The organism is Paenibacillus naphthalenovorans (assembly GCF_001465255.1).
Lineage (GTDB): Bacteria > Bacillota > Bacilli > Paenibacillales > NBRC-103111 > Paenibacillus_G > Paenibacillus_G naphthalenovorans.
The window spans coordinates 3790659-3808006 of record NZ_CP013652.1; the positions used below are offsets into that span (position 1 = coordinate 3790659).

The 17348-nt window shown below is 46.8% G+C and carries 17 protein-coding genes, 5 tRNA genes and 2 pseudogenes; 8 read left to right on the plus strand and 16 right to left on the minus strand.

What is annotated here, in order from left to right; translation table 11 throughout:
* Positions 1-275: 275 nt before the first annotated feature.
* Positions 276-548, plus strand: coding sequence for a hypothetical protein (locus IJ22_RS18560; RefSeq protein ID WP_062409890.1), 273 nt, complete (start codon positions 276-278; stop codon positions 546-548).
* Positions 549-592: 44 nt separating this feature from the next.
* Here the strand turns inward: IJ22_RS18560 and IJ22_RS18565 are convergent, their stop codons facing one another.
* Together IJ22_RS18565 and IJ22_RS18570 are read right to left on the minus strand one after the other, a co-directional pair.
* Positions 593-1186: a YitT family protein gene (locus IJ22_RS18565; RefSeq protein ID WP_074729152.1), complete on the minus strand. Its 594-nt coding sequence runs from the start codon at positions 1184-1186 to the stop codon at positions 593-595.
* A gap of 145 nt (positions 1187-1331) precedes the next feature.
* Positions 1332-1414 (minus strand) — tRNA-Leu (locus IJ22_RS18570).
* Positions 1415-1597: 183 nt separating this feature from the next.
* Between IJ22_RS18570 and IJ22_RS18575 the strand changes: the two genes are divergently transcribed.
* Positions 1598-1990, plus strand: a complete 393-nt coding sequence (locus IJ22_RS18575; protein ID WP_054818165.1) for a DUF2500 domain-containing protein — start codon at positions 1598-1600, stop codon at positions 1988-1990.
* Positions 1991-2116: 126 nt separating this feature from the next.
* Here the strand turns inward: IJ22_RS18575 and IJ22_RS18580 are convergent.
* Together IJ22_RS18580 and IJ22_RS18585 are read right to left on the minus strand one after the other, a co-directional pair.
* Positions 2117-2199, minus strand: a tRNA-Leu gene (locus IJ22_RS18580).
* 121 nt (positions 2200-2320) lie between these two features.
* Positions 2321-2392: transfer RNA gene (locus tag IJ22_RS18585), tRNA-Glu, on the minus strand.
* Positions 2393-2598: 206 nt separating this feature from the next.
* Between IJ22_RS18585 and IJ22_RS26380 the strand changes: the two genes are divergently transcribed.
* Complete coding sequence (locus IJ22_RS26380) at positions 2599-2745, plus strand: hypothetical protein (protein ID WP_160327392.1); 147 nt, start codon at positions 2599-2601, stop codon at positions 2743-2745.
* A gap of 809 nt (positions 2746-3554) precedes the next feature.
* Here the strand turns inward: IJ22_RS26380 and IJ22_RS18590 are convergent.
* The 3 genes from IJ22_RS18590 to IJ22_RS18600 form a co-directional block, all read right to left on the minus strand.
* Positions 3555-3642, minus strand: a tRNA-Ser gene (locus tag IJ22_RS18590).
* Between the two features lie 10 nt (positions 3643-3652).
* Positions 3653-3728, minus strand: a tRNA-Asn gene (locus IJ22_RS18595).
* 37 nt (positions 3729-3765) lie between these two features.
* Positions 3766-4239 carry a SprT family protein gene (locus tag IJ22_RS18600; RefSeq protein ID WP_062409891.1) on the minus strand — a complete coding sequence of 158 codons (474 nt, stop codon included), beginning with the start codon at positions 4237-4239 and terminating at the stop codon, positions 3766-3768.
* 149 nt (positions 4240-4388) lie between these two features.
* Here IJ22_RS18600 and IJ22_RS18605 point away from each other — a divergent pair, with 149 nt between their 5' ends.
* Together IJ22_RS18605 and cmpA are read left to right on the plus strand one after the other, a co-directional pair.
* The gene (locus IJ22_RS18605; protein WP_062409892.1) at positions 4389-4751 is read left to right on the plus strand and encodes a hypothetical protein; all 363 of its coding nucleotides are present in this window, start codon (positions 4389-4391) and stop codon (positions 4749-4751) included.
* Positions 4752-4831: 80 nt separating this feature from the next.
* Complete coding sequence (gene cmpA / locus IJ22_RS26115; RefSeq protein ID WP_137670414.1) at positions 4832-4972, plus strand: cortex morphogenetic protein CmpA; 141 nt, start codon at positions 4832-4834, stop codon at positions 4970-4972.
* Between the two features lie 107 nt (positions 4973-5079).
* Here cmpA and IJ22_RS18610 read toward each other — a convergent pair whose 3' ends face one another.
* The 5 genes from IJ22_RS18610 to IJ22_RS18630 form a co-directional block, all read right to left on the minus strand.
* Positions 5080-7305: a Tex family protein gene (locus IJ22_RS18610; protein WP_062409893.1), complete on the minus strand. Its 2226-nt coding sequence runs from the start codon at positions 7303-7305 to the stop codon at positions 5080-5082.
* A 73-nt stretch (positions 7306-7378) separates the two neighbouring features.
* Positions 7379-7729 carry a type II toxin-antitoxin system PemK/MazF family toxin gene (locus tag IJ22_RS18615; protein ID WP_010494553.1) on the minus strand — a complete coding sequence of 117 codons (351 nt, stop codon included), beginning with the start codon at positions 7727-7729 and terminating at the stop codon, positions 7379-7381.
* A 3-nt stretch (positions 7730-7732) separates the two neighbouring features.
* Positions 7733-8014 carry a CopG family ribbon-helix-helix protein gene (locus tag IJ22_RS18620; RefSeq protein ID WP_062411056.1) on the minus strand — a complete coding sequence of 94 codons (282 nt, stop codon included), beginning with the start codon at positions 8012-8014 and terminating at the stop codon, positions 7733-7735.
* Between the two features lie 202 nt (positions 8015-8216).
* Positions 8217-9404 carry an alanine racemase gene (gene alr, locus IJ22_RS18625; protein WP_062409894.1) on the minus strand — a complete coding sequence of 396 codons (1188 nt, stop codon included), beginning with the start codon at positions 9402-9404 and terminating at the stop codon, positions 8217-8219.
* Positions 9405-9849: 445 nt separating this feature from the next.
* The gene (locus IJ22_RS18630) at positions 9850-10986 is read right to left on the minus strand and encodes an outer membrane lipoprotein-sorting protein (protein ID WP_054820301.1); all 1137 of its coding nucleotides are present in this window, start codon (positions 10984-10986) and stop codon (positions 9850-9852) included.
* Between the two features lie 209 nt (positions 10987-11195).
* Here IJ22_RS18630 and IJ22_RS18635 point away from each other — a divergent pair, with 209 nt between their 5' ends.
* Positions 11196-12728 carry a family 43 glycosylhydrolase gene (locus tag IJ22_RS18635; protein ID WP_062409895.1) on the plus strand — a complete coding sequence of 511 codons (1533 nt, stop codon included), beginning with the start codon at positions 11196-11198 and terminating at the stop codon, positions 12726-12728.
* Between the two features lie 132 nt (positions 12729-12860).
* Here the strand turns inward: IJ22_RS18635 and IJ22_RS27240 are convergent, their stop codons facing one another.
* Entirely contained in the window at positions 12861-13007 is a 147-nt protein-coding gene (locus tag IJ22_RS27240) for an integrase core domain-containing protein (RefSeq protein WP_082660882.1), read from the minus strand.
* Between the two features lie 190 nt (positions 13008-13197).
* Here IJ22_RS27240 and IJ22_RS18640 point away from each other — a divergent pair.
* Together IJ22_RS18640 and IJ22_RS18645 are read left to right on the plus strand one after the other, a co-directional pair.
* Positions 13198-14415 (plus strand): annotated as a pseudogene (locus tag IJ22_RS18640) (IS256 family transposase).
* 71 nt (positions 14416-14486) lie between these two features.
* A pseudogene (locus IJ22_RS18645) lies at positions 14487-14654 on the plus strand (transposase); the annotation flags it as partial.
* A gap of 281 nt (positions 14655-14935) precedes the next feature.
* On the opposite strand, the gene IJ22_RS18650 reads toward IJ22_RS18645, so the two are convergent.
* The 3 genes from IJ22_RS18650 to wecB are packed head-to-tail and all read right to left on the minus strand — an operon-like array spanning position 14936 to position 17341.
* Positions 14936-15649, minus strand: coding sequence for an N-acetyltransferase (locus IJ22_RS18650; protein WP_062409897.1), 714 nt, complete (start codon positions 15647-15649; stop codon positions 14936-14938).
* Positions 15650-15683: 34 nt separating this feature from the next.
* Positions 15684-16244 carry a sugar transferase gene (locus tag IJ22_RS18655; RefSeq protein WP_062411057.1) on the minus strand — a complete coding sequence of 187 codons (561 nt, stop codon included), beginning with the start codon at positions 16242-16244 and terminating at the stop codon, positions 15684-15686.
* Between the two features lie 17 nt (positions 16245-16261).
* Positions 16262-17341, minus strand: coding sequence for a non-hydrolyzing UDP-N-acetylglucosamine 2-epimerase (wecB, locus tag IJ22_RS18660; RefSeq protein ID WP_062409898.1), 1080 nt, complete (start codon positions 17339-17341; stop codon positions 16262-16264).
* Between the last annotated feature and the right edge of the window lie 7 nt (positions 17342-17348).

Sequence of the window (17348 nt, forward strand, 5' to 3'; positions counted from 1 at the left end):
AATACCTCCCATCTCTTTCCTTTTTTATCGGTAGGAGGGGCATATTTTGTTACAGCAAACCTTGAATTCGTCCCGGAATGCACGACCTGTAGATTCTTCCCTTTTCGAGGAGGGCAATACCGATTGCTTGTTTCAAGGCATCCCCGGCGGCCGCTGCATTCAATGCTCCGTTAATAGACAGTCCACCCGAAAAAAAGGAATCAACGCCCGTTTGACGAAATATTGGTGTAGTAAGGCCATATTCATCATCGGTTCAAAAACGAGGGAGGGACATCATGTTCGGTGATCAAGAAAAGATACTCCTGTATGGGCTTATTCTTATGATTGCTGCCTCCGCCGTCCGGCTCGTCTTAAGGAAGAAACGAAATCGCCCGCAGCACATCCATTCTGGCCGAAGCAAACGACCTCTGTCCAAGCAAAGCTGCTCTTACTGTAAAAAGAAAGTCCCTCCAAAGGAACTGACCTTTTATTCCGGCCGCGGCAGAGTGGTCGGTGTCTGCAAATTATGCCGTCCTCAAGCCGAACGGCAGGCCCTGCTGCGCCTATAGCTTACTCATAAGGAGCCCTCCCGAGAAGGAGGTTTTTGTCATTTTCAATGCGTCCGTCCAGCGGATTTAAGCGTACAGAGCGTTGTCGTCACGCCTCCAACCGTAATCGTAATCACAGACAGCACCAATGTCTCCGCCGAGATCAGCAGGCCTCCCAAGCTGATAATGACCGCATCCAGAATAAAAATGATGATCCCTACATTAAACGTAACATACTTCGAAAGAAATTGAGCCAGCAAATCCGTTCCCCCGGTACTGGTATCATATCGCAGCATGATTCCGATTCCCGCGCCGATAATCAAGCCTCCGATTACGCTGCTGCTGACCGGCGTCAAATTTACATAATAGAGAAAATAATAATGGAACGGTTCCAAGATATCAATCAGATAGGAGGAAAGCAGCATGCCATGCAAACTGTTGTAGACCAACTCCCGGTAATAAATCCATGCCAATGTAAAGATGGGTATGCTGCACAGGATGACTACAAGTCCCACTTTGAATTCGAACAAATAATTAATAATGAGAGCTATGCCGATAATCCCGCCGTCCAAAACTTTAAACGGCATCAAAAAACAATTCACACCCATCGCGATTAGCAAGCTTCCCGTTATGATTGCAACGATTTTATGGTACAGCAACCCAACCAGCTCCCATTAAGGCATGTCTGATTTATATGCTGAACACATCAAAAATGTGCATTAATCCCTATTTACTCTTAACGAAGAGATAAAGCGCAAAAGAAAAAACCCTTGAATACCAAGGGTTTCCGGATTTAAGCCAAAATGCGGTTGAGAGGACTCGAACCTCCACGGGCGTACGCCCACTACCCCCTCAAGATAGCGTGTCTGCCATTCCACCACAACCGCGCATAATATAATTATATCTTGTTCTCCAGCAAGAGTAAAGCCCGCTCGTTTGACAGCACTTCATACCCGAATGTTTTTTACTATATTTCTTTTTAACGGTTTAAAAATTTAAACCATGAAACATCCCGGCACGGAAATACGTTTAAACCGTATGAACAAATTTCCATATGGGGAGTGGACGGAATGATCTCTTTTGGCGATCCGTTTAGCGGTTCTTTTGGTGGTCCGCCGCCTGTTTTTTCAATGATGTTTACTCTTATTACGACGCTCATTGTGGGGGCTGCTTTGTTTATATTGGGCCGGGGGGTTTACACCTGGATGAGCAATAACGCCAGCGAACGAATCACCAAGCCGGCTTTTGTCGTTTCCAAACGGACAAGAGTCAGCGGGGGCGAACATACTTCAGCCCATACTTCATATTATGTCACGTTTGAATTTGATCAGGGAGAACGACGCGAATTCCATGTTCGCCCCGGCGATTACGGTCTGTTGGCGGAAGGCGATCAGGGGCAGCTTTCCTATCAAGGCACCCGCTTCCTGGAATTTGAGAGATCCCGGCAGCAATCCATTTATTGAGGCTGCTCCAACGTCGGAAAAGATGAGACGCCATCCAAGCGTTTGCCTCCAGAGCGTCTCTCTCTCTTACCACATTCGACAGAAAATAAGCCTGATGATCCTATTGGGATCACCAGGCTTATTGAATGCGGTTGAGAGGACTCGAACCTCCACGAGCGTACGCTCACTACCCCCTCAAGATAGCGTGTCTGCCATTCCACCACAACCGCAGGTTAAAATGATTATAACGACCCGTAGGGGATACTCCTCGCTGCGCTCCGAGACTGCGAAGCCGATGCTAGCGAAGCTTATCCTCCGACGAACCCTCAGGGGTTCAAATCCCCTTTAATATGACCCGTAGGGGATTCGAACCCCTGTTACCTCCGTGAAAGGGAGGTGTCTTAACCCCTTGACCAACGGGCCATGCCATAATGAAAATCGACTGCCTTTTAAGCGACAAGAGTTATTATAGCGGAATGTTTCGAGGTTGACAAGATGTTTTTTCGACAGTTTTTCGGGAACAAAAGCAAGCTTTGGGAACGGAAATTCCGTTATGCCAGTCAGGGAAAAATAAAGCCTTTTAATGAGGTGCCAGTTATCTGCTGAATTACCGATGAACCGCCGACCGAATGACCGAACAAGACATTCGCGTTCCGGATCAAGACGATAGCGCCTGGATACATATCTCCGACCCGGTTCCGGCGCAGGTCGAGTATTCCTGGAAAGCCGTTTCACTGCTGCCCTTGGTGGTGGAGGTCCGCATCATGCTGAAATAGCGTCTCAAAATGAACCGCCATAAGGAACATTGGATTGACGTTTTTTGCCATTGTCGAGAAGGATCTCACGATTGTCGAATAGGGTCTTGCCACCGGTTTCAATAACATAATCACTTTCTTTATAAAGCCGATCCCTATAGTGGAAAAGCTAAAAAAATCTGCAGACAGAGGATATCATGGAGCATTCCGGTCCTATCATGGGATTTTGGATTGCTGCGTTCATGATTACACCGATATTACGAAAGGTCTTTTGGACTGTACGAAGCAGAACACTTGCCACAATCCTTATGTTCTCGTATCGCATGAAATTTTCCATTTCAAACGTTCAACTCCGGCGAGTCATCTTGTGGAGAAAAATCGCTTCTCGACGCCATAAGACATCAAAAACTTACCTTCTATGCAAGAAAGCAGAAGCTTATGTCATCGACATCGATGATCATATTTCCCGGGTAATCGACCCGCTCGACATATGCTCGACATATATAGAGAATCGCTGACAGGCCTTTTAATCGGATCGGATGAACGAAATTATGAAAATGCTCACGATCATTAGCTCCATTTTTCCGCCGCTGACCTTTATTGTCGAATTGTTAAGGCATGAACTTCAAAAGGATTCCCAAACTGAATTGGCCTTTCGGTTATTGAATGTATGGATTTTAATGATCGGTTTCACCGTTGGAAATACGAGACCGCGAGACTCCGCAGCGTTCCCTACGCTGCTCCGCCGCCCCCTCTTCTCGGGTTCGAACCCTCTCATATTCCCATATATAGCAAAAACCGCCTTCCGGCGGTTTATTTTGCTATATATACGGAGAGAGAGGGATTCGAACCCTCGCACCACTTACGCAGTCTAACCCCTTAGCAGAGGGTCCCCTTGAGCCACTTGGGTATCTCTCCAAGATAAGAATGGCTCCCCGAACAGGACTCGAACCTGTGACAACTCGATTAACAGTCGAGTGCTCTACCGACTGAGCTATCGGGGAAGAACAATTTTTAATTTATCATGATTGCTGCTCCAAGTCAAGCATGTGCCATTTCAATTGTGAGCCATCTCAATTTCCCTTTGCAATGTCCACAAACGTATTTGCGCGGGTCGGCCTTCCTTTTACGCAAATACTCCGCCTTGCAGCTCACACATACGAGCTTGTACCGGTATGGCTCCTTGCGCCGCAGCGATTGAGGCAGTGATCTGCAATATCGAGTTCCGCCCACTTTGGCGAGCAGTTGCTTGAAGTCACTGTCCCGATGCTGATAACCTTTGCCCCGAATATGCAGATGGTAATGGCACAGCTCATGCTTAATGATTTTTTCCACATCGGAGGCACCAAATTGCTCGTACTGAAGCCAACTGATTTCAATGTCATGCGTACGGGTAAAATACCGTCCCCCTGTAGAACGCAGCCGCCGGTTAAATCGAGCCTGATGCTCAAAAGGCAGCCCAAACGACGTCAATGATATTTGCTCCACCCACAGCTGAAGCTGCCGGTCATCCATTGATTTTTCCCATCCTTTATTCGTTTTCTACCTCAAGTTTCATCACTTGAATTGTAACCGCAGGTTAGGCTAAACTGTCAAGTAGGAATCATGAAAATCATTCTTGCGCACGAATTAACGTTTGATCTTATGAGAGGAGCCGCCTTCCAATGCCCAAAATGAAATACGCTTTACTTCAACATAACGATCAATTGGAATTTGTCGAAATGCCGGCAACGCATATGTACCAATTGGCCGCACTCAATCAAAGACTGCACAAGGAGCTGGATAAGCTGACCATCCCGTCCAAACCGGCCTTGCCGGTATTTATTGCGGAATTCGAACAGCTTGAGATCGTCCATCCGGCATACAAGCTGCAGCACGGCCTGGATTACATCAATGCACTCGAGAAAGCCTTCTCCGCCCTTAGGGAACAGGAAAAAGAGTACCCTCTCATTTCCCTTCTTACGGAAATTCGCGCCCTTCAAGCACAGCTTGAGCAGTGGTACGAAGAGGAAGAAGAACTTGCGTAATTCATAAGGACCTGCACCCCACGGTCCCTTTCACCATATGCTAAAGATGTACGAAGCATGACGGGAAGGGGCTGATCGGCTTGCCACAGTGGCTATGCAACCAACTGATGCGCGCCTTTTACAACAAAAACCACCGGCAAATCCGTTTACTTAACGATTGCTGGTTCTTTTACCGGACACGCAGACAAGACGCGCATTATACGGAATCCCAGCTTCATTGAACATCTCCACACCAATGCGAATAGAGCATATGCCAGTCGAAAGGGACTCGCCTCGCCATGTCAACCAAGCGAAGCCCCTTGCCTCCGGCCTATGCTCTATTATTTGCTTAAGAAGGCTTTTTCATCGTCAAACCGACGCGGCCTTTTTTCACATCCACGTTAAGCACCCACACCGTCACTACATCGCCTACGGAAACGACATCCATCGGATGCTTTACGAAGGAATCGCTCATCTGGGAAATGTGAACAAGCCCGTCGTTCTTAATTCCGATATCGACGAACGCGCCGAAATCGATCACGTTACGGACGGTCCCCTTCAGTTCCATGCCCGGAGCCAAATCCTCGATCTGCAGCACATCGGTGCGGAAAATCGGAGCAGGAAGCTCCTCCCGCGGGTCGCGTCCCGGCCGCTGCAGAGAATCGAGAATGTCGCGAAGCGTCGGTACCCCGACATCCAGCTTTAAGGCCAACTCCTCGGGTTCCAGCCTGCCGAGAATTTCTTTCAGTTCGGCGGTGCCAAGCTGCGACAGCTCCAGCTTCAGCTCGCGGAACAGCTTATCCACCACCTCGTACGACTCGGGATGGATCGGCGTATTATCCAGCGGATTAGCGCCATCCGGGATACGCAGAAAGCCCGCGCACTGCTCGAATGCCTTCGCCCCAAGCCGCGGCACCTTCTGCAGCTGCTTCCGGCTCTCGAATTTCCCGTTCTCATCGCGGTATTTCACGATGTTTTTGGCCAGTGTACTGTTCACACCCGACACATAGGACAGCAGCGCCGGGGATGCCGTATTCACATCTACTCCCACATGGTTCACCACGGACTCGACAACGAAGGTCAGGCTTTCATCAAGCCTTTTTTGCGTAACGTCGTGCTGGTACTGCCCAACGCCGATCGCTTTCGGCTCGATTTTGACAAGCTCCGCCAACGGATCCTGGACCCTCCGGGCAATCGAAATCGCACTGCGTTCCGCCACGTCCAGATCAGGGAACTCCGTCTGCGCCAGCTTCGACGCCGAGTACACGCTTGCCCCAGCCTCGCTGACAATCAAATACTGCAGCTTCCGTCCCTTCAGTTCGCCAATCAGTTCGGCTACGAACTGCTCCGTTTCACGGGAAGCCGTTCCGTTGCCGATAACGATCAATTCTACACCGTACTTGTCGATCAGCCGCCCGAAGATGACCTTCGCTTCCGCCACCTTATTGTTTGGAGGTGTCGGATAAGTAACGGCGATTTCGAGCAATTTGCCCGTATCGTCCACTACCGCAAGCTTACAGCCTGTCCGGTAAGCGGGGTCCACGCCGAGCACCACCTTGCCTTTAACCGGCGGCTGCAGAAGCAGGTTGCGCAGGTTCTCCGCGAACACCTCGATCGCTTTTTCCTCCGCTTTCTCCGTCATCTCGTTACGCACTTCCCGCTCAATCGATGAGGATATCAGCCTTTTATACGCATCCTCAATGACGGTCTGCAGCGTATCCTGAACCACAGAAGGTCCTTGGATGATTTGCTTCGCTATATATTCATGGATACGCTCCACAGGCACATCCAGCGTCACCTTCAGCACTTCCTCCCGCTCCCCACGGTTTACCGCCAGAATACGGTGAGGCGGCAGTTTGCGAACCGGCTCCTGATAGCTGTAGTACATCTCATAGACGGACTCCTGCTGAGCGTCTTTCGCTTCCGTACGAAGCACACCCTGCTCAAACGTGTAGCGGCGTACCCAAGCCCGGATTTTCGCGTCATCCGCGATTTGCTCGGCAATGATATCCATAGCGCCCTGAACGGCTTCCTCAGCCGTCTGCACGCCCTTCTCCTCACTAATATAGCCCGCCGCTTCCGACAGCAGCTCACCCTGCTTGGGCTGAGCCAAAATCCACTCCGCCAGCGGTTCCAGGCCCTTCTCCTTGGCCACGCTTGCCCGCGTCTTGCGTTTTTGACGGTAAGGCCGATACAGATCTTCAACCTCCTGCAGCTTCACCGACTGTTCAATGGCAGTCCGCAGCTCGTCGGTCAGCTTTCCCTGCTCGTCGATCAAACGGACAACCTCCAGCTTCCGGTCCTCCAGATTGCGAAGATACGTCAGCCGCTCCTCAATGTCACGCAGTTGATTTTCATCGAGCTCTCCCGTCATTTCCTTACGGTACCGCGCGATAAAAGGAATGGTATTCCCCTCATCCAAAAGCCCAACGGTCGTTTTCACCCGGCTTACCGCAATTTGAAGCTCCGAAGCGATCTGCTTCACAATCCGCTCCTGAATCGCCGACTTCATCTCTGCGGTCAGCTCTGCCTTAGATTGTTCATTCTCCGCTTGTACCGTTTGCTCTTGTGCCATCCAAAGTTTCTCCTCTCCATATGCCAACAACGAAAAAACGAGGGCACACGCACCCCCGCCTCGCCAGCACCTTTTAAAACTCAATTAGTCCTACGCTGATTTGCAAAGCCTCGTCGACCTTGCGCATGGTTTCTTCATCCAAGTGCGTGATTTTATCCGTTAACCGCTGCTTGTCAATGGTCCGGATTTGTTCTAGCAGAATGACCGAATCCCTGTCAAAACCGTGCGCTTCCGCGTCAATCTCCACGTGCGTCGGCAGCTTGGCCTTCTGAATCTGTGCTGTAATCGCTGCCACGATCACCGTGGGGCTGAAGCGATTGCCAATATCATTCTGAATGATCAGAACAGGACGAATGCCGCCCTGCTCGGAACCCACGACCGGTGAGAGATCCGCGAAAAAGACATCGCCACGTTTGACAATCAATCGTCACACCCCGCTTACAAGACGGTCAAGCGTGCCATCCGCTTCTTCCTCCGCCTGAAATGCTTCCGAGGCTATGTGTAGGTTGATCTTAGCCATTTCCATATAGCCGCGCTGCATGGAATCGCGCAAATGCCTCTTTTTTCGCTCAATCAAATACAGCTTCATTGCCTGACGGATAAACTCGCTGCGGTTGGAATTTTCCTTTTCCACCAGATGGTCGACTTCCTTCAGCAAGTAATCCGGCAAGCTGATCATGATTCGCTTCGTATTATGCGCACCCGCCACCAACATACACCCCCAAAAACATACAAACACCTATTTCCATTATGGCAACATCCCAGTAAAAATATACAAAATCAATATATGCACAAGGTATAGCAAATATGCTATACCGTTAGGCGTCCACAGACTATTAGTATACATATTCGCGGAAAAACATGAAAATCCTCTCAACCCGGAGAAAAAAAACTTTGGAAAAATGAACCCCTTACTCTGTCCGCTCCCACCTATGCCGGAGCAGCGGATTGACCGTATGCGAGACGCGCCCCTCTTTGATATAAACTCGCGGAACGCGGTGCGAGATCATGCAGATGACTTCGTAATTGATGGTTCCAAGCCACTGAGCATGCTCCTCCGCCGTAATTCGCTCTTCTCCCTGACTTCCCAGAATGACGACTTCTTCTTCGACAGATATATCGGCAAGACCCGTCACATTCATCATACATTGATCCATACAAATTCTGCCCACGATCGGCACACGCTGTCCTTTGATCAGCACCTGCGCCTTGCCCGTCAGTATTCGCGAGAATCCGTCCGCATACCCGATCGGCAGCGTAGCGATTGTTTCTTCGCCCTCTGTCCGGTAAATCGCGCCATAGCTAACACCTGCGCCGGGAGGCACCTTTTTGACCATGACTACGGCCGATTTGATGCTTAGTACCGGCTGAAGATCAATGATTTGCTGATTGACCTCCTCCGAAGGGTACAAGCCGTACATGCTGATCCCGAGCCGTACCATATTATACGTCAAATTCGGCGTATCGATCGCCGCGGCACTGTTGCCCGCATGCACCCAGGGGAACCGGATTCCTTGACGGTGAAAATGCTCCACCACCCGTTCAAAGCGACCGTACTGCTCCAGTGTATAGCTTTTATCCGTCTCGTCTGCGCAAGCATAATGGGTGAACAGCCCTTCCACCCGCAGCCCGGGTATCCGCATCGCCCGTTCAATCAGTTCAATCGCTTCATGCTCTTCAGTCAACCCGAGCCGGTTCATGCCGGAGTCAATCTTAATATGAATGTTCAGCGGACGCTCCCTGGGCCCCAAACGCTCCCAAGCATCCAACAGCTCATGCGTGTAAACATTTAGCGTAATATCGTTCTCCCAGGCCGTCTCCAGCCCTTCAGGCGGCGTATAACCCAACACCAGGATCGGCGCTGTTATTCCCGCTTGCCTCAGCTCAAGGCCCTCGTCCAAAAAAGCTACAGCAATATACTTCACACCGCTGCTAAGCGCCTCCCTGCAAACCTCTACGGCGCCGTGGCCATAGGCGTCCGCTTTGACGACAGCCATCATGCTTACATGCTCAGGAAGTACTCTTCGAAACTCCTCCAGGTTGTGACGCAGTGCATCAAGCGAAATTTCTACCCGCGTCGGCCGGTAAAACGAATCCACTAGGTCCACCTTCTTCTCAAGTCTCACAAAAGCAAGGGAAGCCACCCCATTTGGGGAAGAGCTTCCCTAATGACTAGAACTATGTTAATCCGTATACCCTTGTCCTGTCAACGATATCACGGATTTTTAACAGTTTGGGAAAGATTCCAAAAACAAAATTTCCGTTTACTCGCCCCAGACCTTCGGAAAGAAACACGGGTAGAGCTTCAAATTTTGACAGGCTGCCAAAAGGGAGTTCTGCCGGAATCAACGATCGCTTCCGCCGAAATCTAGCAAGAGCTCAACTCCACGATTTTACATTGGATATCCTAAAAAACCACCACTCCGCTTGGAGACTGAAACTCAAATGCTTAAGCCTCATTCTATCCTTTTAGCGGGCGATAGCCAATCATAGCCCCGCAGAAATTTTGCCTGCAGGGCCATACTCCAATAGGCCATAGAGGTGTTATTTCCCCATTTCTCCTTGAACGGCTTGCGCAATCTTAATCATTTCCGTTTCCGGCAGATCTGCGGTCGACAACCGGAACTCTACCCCATCATATGTCCAGGTCAGCGTTTTTTTGGCATCCCCCGTTACAACACCGAGCGTAAAGCCCAGGTCCAGGATGTCCCCCGGCATATTGGTCACCGTTTTCGTCACAGGCCGCGATTCCAACAGCGTGTAATTATAAGTCCCCGAGTACCGAAGCATTACAGCTTTATCATCACCGAGCGTCAGCTCCGTCACATCCTGCTTCTTCACCCCGCTCGGCATATAGTTCGGCTCAATAATACCGAACGACTGCTGCTTGGCCGCATCCGTTTTCTCACCCGCAGCCGTACCTTTTGCCCCGGTTCCGTTCGCCGCGGCGCCTTTGCTCTCACCTGTCGTTCCCTCTTCCGCCGCACCGGCGTTCGCATCGTCATGATGTACTATCGTCGGCTGCGTCATCAGGTTCCAACCGGTCATATTACGCTGCATATCAAAATGATCCTTTTCAAACTTCGTACCGAATTCAAATACATCAAACTTCACGATCACCAAAACATTTGCATTCGCATCCGACACTTCCACATGCTGCGGCGCATAATTTCTCTTATCAAGCCACACCTTCTGCCGCGCAAGCGATCCGTTCTGGTAGTTCGCCACCACATCAAATACATACGACTTCTCATCGGACGTAAACTGGCGCTCATTATCCATCAGAATGCTGTCCACAAGCGACTGGTACAAATAAACTTGCCCCTGATTTTCCGGCCAATCGCTCTGGAAGCGGAAGCTCTTGTTCAAATGCGGCGTCAGCACGAACACCCCATCATCATTGCGAAGCACAATCTGCGTAATGTCCTTCTTGGCATTCGTCAACACAATCCGGTAATAAGAAGGCTCCAGGTAGCAAACCTCAACGTCGTACTCCTGCGGCTCCTGCCCCGTATTGAGCGTCATCTTCCCCTTGCCGTGGTAACTTTGCAGCTTGCTTCTTACCCCATCCAAATCCTTAACAACCGATCCCGCATCCTTCTTCCCTATCAGGCCGCATCCGCTGACCACCAAGCTCAAGCAAACCATCACAAGGGCCACCACCCACGTGAACCGCCGCATAGCTTCATCCCCTCCACGACATAATCAAACTGATCTTGATAACATGTCTATGTGGAGGGTTGGACAATTATGCAGACAAGGTGATGTTCTTTATATAGGTTTTCCAGTGATTTTATTGTATGATAACAATGTCCATCCAATTATAGTGGAAGAATTAATATACGACTTATATTTGCAAATTATATTATCAATAATGGGAGAGTATTTTGATGAAGTATCGGTCTGTTGTTCTTGTTTTTTTCATTGTTATAGCTTTTATATGCGGCTTGGGAGTTTATTTACTCTCTAACCCTTATAAACCTTCTGAAAATGCTAGTTTGACAGATCACCTAAGAGGAGGAGCACTTAGTCCAGAATTATTTACCCTTCCTACAGGAATTAACGAATTCGACCTTCTTTATGAAGACGGGATGTACCACCTATTTTACGATGATAAATCCTCTACCAAGCATCGAAGCGCCAAGACCATCGAAGAGCTTTCTAGTTCAACAGATGATATGACAATTAACGGACGTTACCCAACAGCTTATAAAGACGAAAAGGGAGTATGGCATGTTTGGGTTTATCATCCACCAACAAAAACAACTCAACATTTTACTTCTTCAAATGCAGCAGGTCCTTACAGCTATCGGGATGCTGCTCTCCCTAATCTAGCTGATTGGCATGTGAGAAAAAGTCCTTTGGATCAAAAATATTATGCCACCTATAAAGATATCAACACGAAAATGGCCGGGATAGCTAGAGCCGATACTCCGTATGGTCCATGGACTGATTTAGGTCCTATTTTTAGCGAGCTTGGACAGGCACCTTGGCATGCATTAGAGGAAGCAGACGCTGCCATATTTTTTCATGAATCCCGCGTATATGTATCATTTGCTGGCTGGGACGGCAAGAAGCAGAGAGTTGCTTTGGTGGAACTGAATTCAAACACAATGAAAGCTGCCTCCCCCGCAATAGCTTTGGTAGAGCCCATTGAACCTTGGCAAACCAGAAATTCACAAGCCAAAATATTTAACCCAGTATTTCTAGAGCAAACTATCGCTTCGGAGAAAGATCGTATATATTATGCGCATAACTCCGACCCTGGTTCAGACACAGCGGTTCCTTCCGGGTGGGGATATTTAGAAGTCGGCAAACCTCCGCAAGATGGCAGAAATGCTTTTGATGCCGTAAGATTGGATTTCTCTAAAAATAATAAGGATATTGCAACAGGGATTACGCCTAATTTATGGGGGAGTTCAAAGATCAACAATGACAGCTTGACTACTCAAGAAAGTCTTGGTGGGATTTTTGGCCACTTAAGTCTTACAAAGCTAACAGATTTTGAAATGTCCATTGATTTTTTGCCTGCTTCCCAAAAAATTAAACATTCTCAATTGTTAGGACGGATCAGCTCTCAGCAACCGGAGACAGGACCGTTCATTAGATTATGGATAACACCAGACCAAAGGGTCCAAGCTGAAATTAGAGTAAACGACAAAGCGACGAAGTTTGTCATGGACAGCAATACTCTCCTTCCCACTGGTAAACGAAGCATAGTAACCTTGAAGAAAAAGGCGGACAATATTGAACTTTATATTGATGACCATCTAGCGGCATCCGCTAAGCTTTCAGGATCCATTGAAGGTTTAGAGGAGTTTGCCTTAGCGAACATGATGGGTAACCAACCTATGTCTGAAGTAGAACCTTCACAATTTATAGGCAAGATTTATAAATTTATTTGTATATCATCGAATCAATAAAAATCAATTAAATCTTTCTAATATCCTTACAAAGTAGTACTTATTTAACGCCGATTTCGCTGACAATCTGTAATGCTCCCCAATGTCAAGACACGATTTTTTGAGAAATAAGTTATGTTCTCCTTCCATTGATTAGGATGCGATTTGCTTTACTTCGTGGGCGTAGAATTGTACGGGCCTTGTTTCGCCGAGGGACTGGTGAGGACGTTCCTCGTTGTAAAATTGGATATAACGAGCTATCCCTTGACGCAACGCGCGAGGGTCTTCATGTAGATGCATTCGTACTTGAGCGAGTGGAAAAATCGCTCCGTTCGACTGTTGTCTGTTGCACGACCTTTGCCGTCCATGGAGATCTTTATGCCTTCCTTCTTCAAGAACTCGAGATAGGTGCTATTGGGAGTCTGTAAAATAAAATGTGTAAACTCTCAAACCTGATAAAATGAAAGTAATAGAAAGGTTGGGGACACACATGGGATTATGGACAAAAGAGCAGCTTAGGGCCTTCATTAAGGAGAACAAGCTGGTGACCGCACAGGACGCGCAGAATGCTTTGAAAGACTTATTTGCCGAGACGCTGCAAGAGATGCTGGAGGCCGAGATGGAAACGCATCTGGGCATGAGAAGCATGACGTGAAGAACAAACAGACGACCAACAGCCGCAACGGAAAGAGCAAGAAGAAGATCACCAGCGAATACGGCGATCAGGAGATTGCCGTGCCCAGGATCGTCTGGACGAGTTCGAGCCGCTCGTGGTAAAGAAGCATCAATCCAACGTCACCGGCATCGAAGATCAGATTATCGCCTTATACGCCAAAGGCGTGAGCACGCGGGAAATCCAAGATCACCTGCAGAATCTGTACGGTATCGACGTTTCGCCGACGATGATCTCGAACGTCACGAACAAAATCGTTCCGCTCATCAAGGAGTGGCAGAACCGTCCGCTGCAAAGCGTGTATGCCGTCGTCTTCCTTGACGCCATTCACTTAAGGTCAAGCAAGACGGCGCTATTGTGAACAAGGCCGCCTACATGGTCATCGGCATCGATCTGGATGGTAACAAGGATGTGCTGGGCATGTGGATCGGCGAGAACGAATCGGCCAAGTTCTGGCTCAGCGTCCTAAACGACCTAAAGAATCGCGGCGTACAGGATATTCTCATCACCTGTGTCGATAATCTTACCGGTTTCTCTCAGGCCATTGCCGCCTGCTATCCGAAGACGGAGATTCAAAAGTGTATCATTCACCAAATCCGCAACTCGACTCGCTACGTTTCCTATAAGGATCTGAAGAAGGTAACAGCTGATCTGAAGCCGATCTACAAAGCGGCGACGGAGGAGATGGCGCTTGTGGAGCTGGATCGTTTCGAGGAAACATGGGGCGCTAAATATCCGCTCATCATCCGTTCGTGGCGCAGCAATTGGGAGGAGCTGGCTACCTTCTTCAAGCACCCTCCCGAACTGCGCAAGCTCATCTACACCACCAATATGATTGAGAGCTATCATCGTCAGATTCGTAAGGTAACGAAGGGAAAGAGCATTTTCCCCAGCGACGAGGCTCTTCTGAAGATGCTTTATCTTGTAACCATGGATGTCACCCGTAAATGGACGGGGCGTGTCCAAAATTGGGGACAGATGCTGCTGCAGCTATCCGTTTTCTTTCCGGATCGAATCGGGCAGCACTTGCCGTAAGGGGCCAATCTCCCCTAGGGGAGATTCCTTTATACATGAGTTTACACAAAATTATTGACAGACCCACAACGCGCACCAGCGTAGAACGCTGCAACTCCCGATTGAAAACCTATTTGACGGCAGACGCCGCACACGTCCGGGGCATTCAGAAATTCACAACTCATCAGTATTTGAATGCTATTGTTCTGCTTGCATCTGCGCTCCCCGTTGCTCATCATTCGGAACGGGCTGCCGCTTAAAAAAACAAGCTGTTCTAAAATTCTGCAAGTCTGTCCATTTCTTTATCCGTAAAATACCATTGGTGGAATTACCCCTTAACGGCAGTAAAAATGGTTTAACTTCTTCTCAGAAACAGAATTATGCAAAACGCTCAATCAAAAGAGTTTTTGCATGAATTAAAAAAAGGTACAATTATAATAATGTAATAAAAATATTCCCTCCGATAAAAATCGAGGGTATATTTTTATATATGATGGACGTTCTCCAAATCGAATCTGTAAAATATATTTTGACTTACTTATTATTGATTCTCGAGAAGCTGTTCCTTAGGAACTTCTCGAAGCTTTTTAGCTGGAGAACCTACAACAATTTCTTTACTTCTTACGTCTTTTGTAACTACACTACCGGCTGCAACAGCCCCATCTTCTTCGATAACTCTTCCTGGAAGTATTGTAGCATTTGCTCCTACCCTTCCTCCTGTTTTAATGGTGACACCTTTGAATTTGTCAAATCGTTCTTTAGTTCTAGCCATGTAATTATCATTCGTAGTAACTACACAAGGTGCAACAAATACATAGTCTCCTAATTCGGAGTAAGCCGTAATATAACTATTGGTTTCTAACTTACACTTAGCACCGATTGTACAATCGTTTTCTATCGCAACACCACGGCCTATGATTGTTTTTTCCCCAATGCTCACTCTCTCACGAATTGTCGCCAAGTCTGCAACAAATACGTCATTAGAGAGAACGGCTCCTGCATAAACAACAGATGAGGTCCCAATCGTACATCCGTCTCCGATAATTGACGGACTTTGTTTTTTAAGTGGAGTTTTCAACGCCGAATTTTTTGCTCTCATTGGTTGTTTGCCAATAACACAATTGTCATGTATAGTTACATCACTTCCAATAGTGCTACCATCATAAATAACAACATTATGCCCGATTGTTACATTCTCCCCAAAAGTTACCCCTTCACCAATAACCACATTTCTTCCCATTTCAACGTTTGACATGATCTCATTCCTTTGAGGGTATTTTAAGACTAATTTATCCTCTTACATTCTCCGCCTTAATCACTTTAGAGAAAGTTAAGAATAGTATTTTTAAATCTAATAACAAGGACATGTGATCCAAATAATACTTATCATATTCAACCTTTTGATCATCAGAAATAAAATCTCTTCCCATAATCTGAGCATACCCTGTAAGACCAGGTCTAATACAATTAATCCCCTTCTGGTGCCTTGCCTCAATTAATTCATACTGATTATATAATGCCGGTCTAGGACCAACAATAGACATATCACCTTTTAAAATATTAATTAACTGAGGAAGTTCATCTAAACTGGTTTTCCTAATAAATTTCCCCAAATTTGTAATGTATTCTTCCGGATTATTTAGCTTATCTGTTGCTAAATTAGGAGTATCGACCTTCATACTTCTAAATTTATATATATAGAACAAGGATCCATTCTTCCCTGCTCTTTTTTGTTTGAAGAAAATAGGGCCTTTAGAATCCAACTTTATTAATATTGCAATAATAATAAATATTGGCAAAAAAATTAAACTTGCAAGTAAGGATAGCACAATATCAATTAGTCTTTTAATTGCTAAATACAATCATCTCACCTGCTTTTAAACCATAATTCGATTTGATCAACAATCTTTTGTGCAGCATTACCGTCGCCATACAGCATCATATGCTGACTTGGAACATTATACATTTCGATCACTTGCTTTAATGACTGATTCATTGGATCGACCAATACATTCCATCCTGATTCTACTGTTTCGACCCATTCTGTTTCTGACCTTAGTGTAAAGCATGGTACTTTGGCAAAATAAGCTTCTTTTTGTACTCCTCCGGAGTCTGTTATGATGGCTTTTGCATGCTTCTCAAGTAATATCATTTCCAGATATGACACTGGATCAATTATTTTCACGTTTGACTGCTGAGCAAGTACTCCCCTTAATGCGGAGTCATTTATCTTCTGTTGTGTTCGTGGATGAAGAGGTAAAATCACTGATTCATTCAAATCAATTAATGATTTAATAATAGCTGTTAATATTGCTATATTATTTGTATTTTCAGCACGGTGAATAGTAGCCAAATAGTAATCCTTATCTTTTAAAGAGAAGGAATTTAGATCATACTTTTTTTCCGATTGGCTCCAATAATAATTAACTGCATCAAACATTACATCTCCAACCAAATGAACATTGTGCACTATTCCTTCTTTTGCTAGATTTAAACTAGCTGTTTCCGTTGGAGTAAAAAGTAAAGATGAGATGTGGTCAGTTAATACACGATTAATCTCTTCTGGCATCCTCTTGTTATAGCTTCTAAGCCCGGCTTCAACATGAAATAATGGAACATGAAGCTTAGACGCTACAAGAGAACCTGCAAGAGTTGAGTTTGTATCGCCATATACAAGAACTGCATCAGGCTTTTCCTTAAAAACAACTTCTTCAATTTTAACCATCATATTCCCTGTCTGTAAACCATGACTGCCAGAACCTACATTTAAGGAGTAATCCGGTTTGGGAATATCAAGTTCATCGAAAAAAACACCTGCCATTTTATAATCATAGTGCTGTCCTGTATCGACCATAACTTCATGAAAAGAATTTCTAAGTTTTCTAGATACAGCCGCGACCTTAACAAATTGTGGACGTGCTCCAACAACCGTAAGAATTTTTTTCATATTTTTC